7 protein-coding genes are annotated in these 8,682 nt (G+C 67.7%); all 7 read left to right on the plus strand.

Features of this window, described 5'->3' with window-relative positions:
- Nucleotides 1-318: 318 nt before the first annotated feature.
- Nucleotides 319-1,737, plus strand: a complete 1,419-nt coding sequence (gene ngcE, locus VIW71_RS09135) for an N-acetylglucosamine/diacetylchitobiose ABC transporter substrate-binding protein (RefSeq protein ID WP_331621553.1) — start codon at nt 319-321, stop codon at nt 1,735-1,737.
- 44 nt (nt 1,738-1,781) lie between these two features.
- A complete protein-coding gene (locus tag VIW71_RS09140) occupies nt 1,782-2,708 on the plus strand; it encodes a carbohydrate ABC transporter permease (RefSeq protein ID WP_331621554.1) in 927 nt (308 codons plus the stop codon).
- A gap of 10 nt (nt 2,709-2,718) precedes the next feature.
- The gene (locus VIW71_RS09145) at nt 2,719-3,642 is read left to right on the plus strand and encodes a carbohydrate ABC transporter permease (protein WP_331621555.1); all 924 of its coding nucleotides are present in this window, start codon (nt 2,719-2,721) and stop codon (nt 3,640-3,642) included.
- Between the two features lie 256 nt (nt 3,643-3,898).
- Nucleotides 3,899-5,101 carry an ROK family transcriptional regulator gene (locus VIW71_RS09150; RefSeq protein WP_331621556.1) on the plus strand — a complete coding sequence of 401 codons (1,203 nt, stop codon included), beginning with the start codon at nt 3,899-3,901 and terminating at the stop codon, nt 5,099-5,101.
- A 139-nt stretch (nt 5,102-5,240) separates the two neighbouring features.
- Nucleotides 5,241-6,320, plus strand: coding sequence for a substrate-binding domain-containing protein (locus tag VIW71_RS09155; RefSeq protein WP_331621557.1), 1,080 nt, complete (start codon nt 5,241-5,243; stop codon nt 6,318-6,320).
- Between the two features lie 218 nt (nt 6,321-6,538).
- On the plus strand, nt 6,539-7,330 hold the full coding sequence (locus VIW71_RS09160) for an ATP-binding cassette domain-containing protein (RefSeq protein ID WP_331621558.1): 792 nt from the start codon (nt 6,539-6,541) through the stop codon (nt 7,328-7,330).
- Nucleotides 7,327-8,631, plus strand: coding sequence for a sugar ABC transporter permease (locus VIW71_RS09165; protein WP_414720706.1), 1,305 nt, complete (start codon nt 7,327-7,329; stop codon nt 8,629-8,631). Before VIW71_RS09160 ends, VIW71_RS09165 begins: the two co-directional genes overlap by 4 nt.
- Nucleotides 8,632-8,682: the final 51 nt, after the last annotated feature.

The following is an 8,682-nucleotide window of genomic DNA, read 5'->3' on the forward strand; positions in this document are numbered from 1 at the left end:
ACCTGGGGTGCGGCCCGTCCGCATGTGACCGGATTGGACAGCACACGCTTCACACAGGTCTCAACTCGGGAAAGCTTGCTGCCCAAACCAGCAATGGATCTTGCCCTGTCGGAGAGAAGTGGACTATACCTGTCGGCGTCCAAGGAACCCGCTCAGCGCGGGCCGGGTGGGGGAGAACGGCAGGGGTGCTATCCCCCGGCCGTTCGCTATCGTTCCTTGCCTCACCGGATGCACGGCTTCACTCACACCTCAGCTGTTCGCGGGTGTCGGCGGGTTCGCCGCACCCCGCGAGCCCTGTCAGAAGGCGAGGACTTGAGTATGGGATCCGAGATCAACCGGCGCGACGCACTCAAGCGGGCCATGGCCGTCGGCCTGGTGGCGGTTCCGGCCAGCTCCCTGCTGACGGCGTGCGCCTCCTCCGGCGGCGGCACCAAGAGCAAGCCGACCCCGACGGGCTCGAAGTCGGCGGCCAACCCGCTCGGCGTCCAGCAGGGAGCGCCGCTGGAGGCCTTCATCTTCAAGGGCGGTTTCGGTGACGAGTACGTCAAGTCGGCGGAGGCCGTGTACAACACCACCTTCGGCACCACCGTGAAGCACACCGGTACCCAGGGACTCGGCCCCAAGCTCCAGCCGCGCTTCGCCGGCAACACCCCGCCGGACATCATGGACAACTCCGGCGCGGACAGTCTGGACACCGCGTCCCTCGCCAAGCAGGGCAAGCTGCTCGACCTCACCCCGCTGCTGGACGCCCCCACCATCGACGACCCGGCCAGGAAGATCCGTGACGTCCTGATCGCCGGCACCGTCGAGCAGGGCCAGTACGGTTCCCAGGAGCTGTACGCGCTCAACTACGCCTTCACCGTGTACGGCACCTGGTACTCCAACAAGCTCTTCACGGACAAGGGCTGGGAGCACCCCAAGACCTTCGACGAGATGCTGGCGCTGTGCGCCAAGATCAAGGCGGCGGGCGTCGCGCCGTTCACGTACCCGGGCAAGTACCCGTACTACGTGCACTTCGACCTGCTGGCCCAGATCGGCAAGGTCGGCGGCAAGGAGGTGCTGAACGCCATCGACGACCTGGAGGACGGCGCGTTCCAGGTGGACGCGGTCAAGCAGGTCGTCGGCTACTACGAGGAGCTGGCGGCCAAGAAGTACTTCCTGGCCGGTTCCGAGGGCATGACGCACATTCAGATGCAGACCGCCTGGACCAAGGGCAAGGCCGCCATGGTGGCCAACGGCTCCTGGGTGGAGAACGAGGCCGCGCCCACCATGCCCCAGGACTTCGACCTGGCGGTCGGCCCGCTGATCGGCGGAACCGGCGACAAACTGCCCTTCGGCACCCTCTACGCGGCGGCCGGTGAACCGTTCATCGTCGCCAAGGACGGGAAGAACCCGATCGGCGGCATGGAGCTGCTGCGCATCATGCTCAGCAAGAAGCAGACCGACGGCTTCACCAACGCCACCAAGTCGCTCACCTGCGTCACCGGTGCCGCCGACGGCCTCACCCTCACCCCGGGCCTGACCTCCGCGAGCGCGGCGCTGAAGGCGGCCGGCCCCAACGTGCTCAACGCCCGTATCCAGGACTGGTACGCCAAGCTCAACAACGAGACCATCGGCAACCTGACCGCGCAGCTCCTGACCGGCCAGATCTCCGCCGCGAAGTGGATCGAGGGCGCGCAGAAGGCCGCGGACGCCACCAAGCAGGACTCCTCGGTGCCGAAGTTCCAGCACGTCTGACGAGTTTCACCACCCCCAACGGCCGAGACGAGAGCGACCGGCGAATGCGACACGGCAAGTACCGGTTCATCATCGGATTCCTGGCAGTCCCCGTGGCGTTGTACGTGGTCCTCGTGATCTCGCCTTTCGTCCAGGACTTCCAGATCTCGATGACGGACTGGAGCGGGCTGACGCCCGAGAGGAACTGGGTCGGTTTCGACAACTACCAGAAGATCATTCACAACGACCTCTTCTGGAAGGCGCTGTGGCACAACGTCCTGCTGCTGCTCATCGTGCCGGTCGTGACGCTGGCGCTGGGTCTGTTCTTCGCCTTCATGCTGAACGTCGGCGGCCGGCGCAGGGGAAGCGCCTCGGTCGCCGGCGTCCGGGGCGCCGGCTTCTACAAGATCGTCTTCTTCTTCCCCCAGGTCCTGTCGGTCACCGTCATCGCGGTGCTCTGGCAGCAGATCTACAACCCGGACCCGGACGACGGTCTGTTCAACTCCCTGCTGGGGAAGGCCGGTCTCGGCTTGCTCCAGCAGACCTGGCTGGGTGACCCGAACCTCGCCCTGGCCTGCATCATGGCCGTGATGGTCTGGGCGAACGTCGGCTTCTACGTAGTGCTCTTCTCGGCGGGCATGTCCTCCATCCCCGCCGAGATCTACGAGGCGGCGCTGCTGGACGGCGCCGCGCGCGGTACCACGTTCTTCCGGATCACCCTGCCGCTGCTGCGGGACACCGTGGCCACCGGCTGGGTCTACATGGGCATCATCGCGATGGACGGCTTCGCCCTGGTCCAGTTGATGTCGGTCAACAACGGCGGCCCGAACGAGGCGACCGACGTCGTACCGCTGCTGCTGTACAAGACAGCCTTCCGTGACAACAGCCAGTACGGCATGGCGGCGGCCATGGGCGTCGCCATGCTGATCGTGACGCTGGTGTTCGCCGTACTGACCCTGCGGCTGTCGCGCCGCGAGCGGATCGAGTTCTAGGGGTGGCGCGATGACGACAGAGACGATCGACCCGGCACCCGGCCCGGCGCCCGAGAAAGCGGGCCCGCCGGCCGGCGGTGTGGCGGGCCGCAGGTGGCGGCGCAGCGAGGGCGGGGTGCTCAACGCCTTCAGCCACGTCTTCCTTCTCGTCTGGGCGCTGATGGTCGGCGTGCCGTTGCTGTGGGCGCTGTGGAGCTCCTTCAAGACCTCGGGCGACATCCTGAGCCACCCGTGGGCGCTGCCCACCCGCTTCCACCTCGAGAACTGGTCCCACGCCTGGACGGAGGCGAACATGGGCCGGTACTTCGTGAACACCGTGATCGTGGTCGGCTTCTCCACCGCCGGCACGATGCTGCTGGGCTCGATGGCCGCCTACGTGCTGGCGCGGTTCGAGTTCCCGGGGAACCGCCTGATCTACTTCCTGTTCGTGAGCGGCATGGCCTTCCCGGTCGTCATGGTGCTGGTGCCGCTGTTCTTCGTGACCAAGAACCTGGGCATCCTCAACACCCTCCCCGGGCTGGTGCTGGTCTACATCGCCTACTCGCTGCCGTTCACCGTCTTCTTCATGACCGCCTTCTTCCGGACGCTGCCGACCTCGGTGGCCGAGGCGGCGCTGGTCGACGGGGCGAGCCACACCCGTACGTTCTTCCAGATCATGGTGCCGATGGCCAAGCCGGGCATCATCAGCATCGGCATCTTCAACGTGCTCGGACAGTGGAACCAGTACCTGCTGCCGCTGGTGCTCAACCAGGGCGACACCGACAAGTGGGTGCTCACCCAGGGCCTGGCCGACCTGGCGGTCCAGCAGGGGTACAAGGGGGACTGGGCCGGACTCTTCGCCGGCCTGTCGATCGCGATGCTGCCGGTGCTCGCCGTCTACGTCGTCTTCCAGCGGCAGGTGCAGGCCGGGCTCACCGCGGGGGCGCTGAAGTAGCGGCGGCCGGGCCCGCCGGGCACTGAGCGCCGCCGAGCGGCTCCGCGACGAAGCGGATCCGCTGCCCGGCGTTCCCTGCCGATTCGCGTAACGGTGTGGCTCTTCCCCTTGACGGGACATCATTCCAAACACTCAACTTATAGTTCACATGTTGTAGACGACGGGGTCTCGCTGGTGTGGCAGCTCCTGCACCGGGCGCCCCCGTCCCGTGCGGGCGGACGGAGCAGGACTCCGGCCGCCGGGCAGGAGTGATGTCGTGGAGACTCCGGGATCGCAGTCGTCACTGCACAGGGCAAACCTGGAGCGCGTCGTGCGGGCCGTGCGGCTCGCCGGGTCGCTCACCCAGGCGGAGATCGCACGGAGCACCGGGCTGTCCGCCGCGACGGTGTCCAATATCGTCCGCGAGTTGCGGGACAACGGAACGGTGCAGGTCACGCCGACCTCCTCGGGTGGTCGGCGGGCCCGCAGCGTGGCTTTGTCCGGAGACGCCGGCATCGTCGTAGGGGTGGATTTCGGCCACTCCCACCTGCGGGTCGCGGTCGGCAATCTGGCCCATCAGGTGCTGGCCGAGCAGTCCGAGCCGATCGACGTGGACGCCTCCGCCTCGCAGGGCTTCGACCGGGCCGAGCGGCTGGTGGGCCGGCTGGTGCAGTCCACCGGAATAGGGGCCGACAAGGTGCTCGGGGTGGGGCTCGGCGTGCCGGGGCCGATCGACGTGGAGTCGGGGACCCTCGGCTCGATCGCGATCCTGCCCGGCTGGGGCGGGATCAACCCGCGGCAGGAGCTCTCCGACCGGCTGGGCGTGCCCGTACGGGTGGACAACGACGCCAACCTGGGCGCGCTCGGCGAACTGGTCTGGGGCAGCGGTCGCGGGGTGAAGGACCTGGCGTACATCAAGGTGGCCAGCGGCGTCGGCGCCGGCCTGGTGATCGACGGCCGGATCTACCGCGGGCCGGGCGGCACGGCGGGCGAAATCGGCCACATCACGCTGGACGAGTCGGGCCCGGTCTGCCGGTGCGGCAACCGCGGCTGTCTGGAAACCTTCACCGCGGCCCGCTACGTACTGGAACTGCTGCGGGGCAGCCACGGCGACGGGCTGACCGTGCCGAGGATGGTGCAGCTCGCCCGCGAGGGGGATCCGGGCTGCCGCCGGGTGATCGGCGATGTCGGGCGCCACATAGGAATGGGCGTGGCGAGCCTGTGCAACCTGCTCAACCCCAGCCGGGTCGTGCTGGGCGGGGATCTCGCGGAGGCGGGCGAGCTGGTGCTGGGCCCGATCCGGGAGTCGGTCTCGCGGTACGCGATCCCCAGCGCGGCCCAGCGGCTCTCGGTGGTCCCCGGTGCGCTGGGCGCCCGGGCGGAGGTTCTGGGGGCCCTCGCCCTGGTGTTGAGCGAAATGGGAGATTCCACGCTCCTGGACGGAAGTGCCCAGGTTGATACGCCTGCGGTTTCGGCATGACTGAGCCTTCAGACAGCTAACGGAGCGCGCCGTTGCCATCTCGTTAAGTGTTTACTTCTTGACGGTACGGTGTCAGCCGGAGTTGACTCTCGTCCACCTCGGCCGCGGTGTTGCGGCCCTGTCAGGGAGGCAACCTCACATGAACGCAATGACGCGTCGCATCATCATCGGAACGGCCGCTGTTTCGATGGCGCTCACCATGGCCGCGTGCGGCAAGGCGGGCGACAAGGGGTCTGACAACAAGGACAAGTCCATCGGTCTGCTCCTGCCGGAGAACGCCACCACCCGGTACGAGAAGTTCGACCGTCCGCTCATCGAGGCCAAGATCAAGGAGCTGTGCCCCGACTGCGAGATCCACTACGACAACGCAGCCGCTGACCCGGCCAAGCAGGCCCAGCAGGTCAACAGCATGATCACCAAGGGCGTCAAGGTCCTGATCCTGGACGCGCAGGACTCCGTCGGCATCAAGTCCTCGGTCGAGTCCGCCGTTGCCAAGGGAATCAAGGTCGTCGCCTACGACCGCCTCGCACAGGGTCCGATCTCCGCCTACGTCTCCTACGACAACGAGAAGGTCGGCGAACTGCAGGGCCAGGCGCTGCTGGACGCCATGGGCTCCAAGGCCACCCCGCAGTCCAAGATCGTCATGATCAACGGCGACCCGGGCGACCCGAACGCCGCGCAGTTCAAGGCCGGCGCCCACAAGATCCTCGACGGCAAGGTGGACATCGCCTACGAGCAGACGGGTCAGTGGAAGGACACCGTCGCCAACCAGAAGGTCACCGCGGCCATCACGCAGCTCGGCAAGGACAACATCGCCGGCGTCTACTCCGCCAACGACGGCATGGCCGGCGGTATCGCCACCGCTCTGAAGGGCGCGGGCATCAACCCGCCGCTGACCGGTCAGGACGCCGAACTCGCCGGTCTGCAGCGCATACTGGTGGGCACTCAGACCAGCACGATCTACAAGGCGTACAAGCCGGAGGCCGACGCCGCCGCGGAGATCGCCGTCGCCCTGCTGGAGGGCAAGGACTTCAAGTCGATCGCTGACACCACCGCCACCAGCGGCTCCGGCGACTCCGTCCCGGCCAAGCTGCTGGCCGCTGTCTCGGTGACCAAGGCGAACATCAAGGACACCGTGGTCAAGGACGGGCTTTTCGCTCCCGCCCAGCTCTGCGCCGGTGAGTTCGCCCAGGCGTGCAAGGACGCCGGAATCCAGTAGTCCCGCCGTCCCGCCCTCCCCCAGCCTGTCCGGCACCCCGCCCCAACCCCAACCACCCCGCTGCCGGGGCGGGGTGCCGGATGGAAACGCTTACGGGGTCGGCACTCGGAGCAGGGGCCTTACCCCTGCCCCTTCACTTTGTAGTCCTGTGCCTCGTGCACTCCCTCCGCGGCTGATTTCCCAGCGGCGGCATCCCCGCCGGTCAGGCGGCGAAGGAGATGGTTCACGTGTCCGCTACGCCCGTGCTGGCGTTGCGCGGAGTCTCCAAGCGATTCGGTGCGGTCCAGGCCCTCACCGATGTCGAACTGGAGGTCCATGCCGGAGAAGTGGTCGCCCTGGTCGGCGACAACGGTGCCGGTAAATCCACCCTGGTCAAGACGATCGCCGGGGTGCACCCGGTCGATGAGGGCGTCATCGAGTGGGAGGGCGCGCCGGTCAGCATCAACCGGCCGCAGGACGCCCAGCACCTCGGTGTCGCCACCGTCTACCAGGACCTCGCCCTGTGCGACAACCTCGACGTGGTCGGCAACCTCTACCTCGGCCGGGAACTGCTGCGTTTCGGCAGCCTCGACGAGGTCACGATGGAAAAGCGCGCTCGCGAACTGCTCAACACGCTGTCGATCCGCATCCCCAGCGTCCGGATCCCGATCGCCAGCCTCTCCGGCGGCCAGCGCCAGGTGGTCGCCATCGCCCGCGCCCTCATCGGCGAGCCCAAGGTCGTCATCCTCGACGAGCCCACCGCGGCCCTCGGCGTGGAGCAGACCGCCCAGGTGCTCGACCTGGTCGAGCGGCTGCGCGAGCGCGGCCTCGGCGTGATCCTGATCAGCCACAACATGGCCGATGTCACCGCGGTCGCGGACACCGTGCACGTGCTGCGGCTGGGCAGGAACAACGGCTCCTTCCCGGTGAAGGAGACCACGAACGAACAGATCATCGCCGCGATCACCGGTGCCACGGACAACGCCGTGACCCGTCGGCAGGCGCGCAGCAACGCGGAGGCGGCCAAGTGAGCAGCGACAAGAGCACCATCGACACGTCGAAGGCCGGCAGCCCGCCCGCCGACGAGGTACCGCCCCCCGCGGTCGCCCCGATCGACCCGCGCCTGCTGGTCCGTGAGGAAGGCTTCAAGGGCTACCTCACCGAGTTCAAGCGCAAGCTCAAAGGCGGTGAACTGGGCTCGCTGCCCGTGATCGTCGCCCTGATCATCATCTGGACCATCTTCCAGCTCAACAACAGCCTGTTCCTGAGCTCGGCGAACATGGTCAACATCAGCTACTTCCTGGCCGGCACCGGCATGCTCGCGGTGGGTCTGGTCTTCGTGCTGCTGCTCGGTGAGATCGACCTTTCGGTGGCCTCGGTCAGCGGTCTGGCATCCGCGCTCTTCGCGGTCTTCGCCACCACGCACGGGATGAACCCCTGGCTCGCGGTCCTGCTGACCGTGCTCATCGGCGTCGGCGTCGGCTGCGTCCACGGCTTCTTCTTCACCAAGATCGGTGTCCCGGCGTTCGTCGTCACCCTGGCCGGCTTCCTCGGCTGGAACGGCCTGATGCTGTGGGTGCTCGGCGACACCGGCAGCCTCACGCTCGCCGACAAGGGCCCCATGCACATCCTCGGCCAGCGGTCCTTCTTCATGAACCAGGACATCGCCGGCGCGTACATCCTGGCCACCGTGGGCGTCGCGGTCCTGCTGATCGCCTCGCTGGTGGAGCAGGCCCGCCGCCGCAAGGCCGGCGTCCCGTTCCGGCCCACCACCGAGATACTGATCCGGGCGGGCGCGCTGGCCGTGGTCGGCTACGTGGCCGCGTACGTCCTCAACAAGACCGCCGGTGTGCCCAACGCCCTGGTGATCTTTCTTGTCACCCTGGTCGTCTGCGACTTCGTGCTGCGCCGTACCACCTTCGGACGCAAGGTCTTCGCGCTCGGCGGCAGCATCGAGGCCGCCCGGCGGGCCGGTATCAACGTGGACATGGTCCGGATCGCGGTGTTCGGTATCGCCGGCGGCTTCGCGGCCGTCGGCGGGCTGTTCCTGGCCGGCCAGACCTACACCGCGACCCTCCAGGCCGGCAGCGGCAACCTGCTGATGCTGGCCATCGCCGCCGCGGTCATCGGCGGCACCAGCCTCTTCGGCGGTCGCGGAAACGTCTGGTCGGCGCTGCTGGGCATGCTGGTCATCCAGTCGATCCAGACCGGTCTGGACCTGCTCAACATGGACTACTCGATCCAGCTCATGATCACCGCCGCGGTGCTGCTGGCCGCCGTGGTCATCGACTCGGTGTCGCGCCGTACGCAGAAGACGTCCGGCCGCGCGTAGCCCCCGTACACACGGGCCCGCGCAGTCCCGCGGGCACCCGACCAGCGTCAC

Origin of the sequence: Streptomyces sp., assembly GCF_036524955.1 — a bacterium.
Lineage (GTDB): Bacteria > Actinomycetota > Actinomycetes > Streptomycetales > Streptomycetaceae > Actinacidiphila.

What these genes read in the sequence shown, in the direction of transcription:
- ngcE (WP_331621553.1), top strand. Translation starts at nt 319, where the DNA reads ATGGGATCCGAGATCAACCGGCGCGACGCACTCAAGCGGGCCATGGCC.
- VIW71_RS09140 (WP_331621554.1), top strand. Translation starts at nt 1,782, where the DNA reads ATGCGACACGGCAAGTACCGGTTCATCATCGGATTCCTGGCAGTCCCC.
- VIW71_RS09145 (WP_331621555.1), top strand. Translation starts at nt 2,719, where the DNA reads ATGACGACAGAGACGATCGACCCGGCACCCGGCCCGGCGCCCGAGAAA.
- VIW71_RS09155 (WP_331621557.1), top strand. Translation starts at nt 5,241, where the DNA reads ATGAACGCAATGACGCGTCGCATCATCATCGGAACGGCCGCTGTTTCG.
- VIW71_RS09160 (WP_331621558.1), top strand. Translation starts at nt 6,539, where the DNA reads ATGGTTCACGTGTCCGCTACGCCCGTGCTGGCGTTGCGCGGAGTCTCC.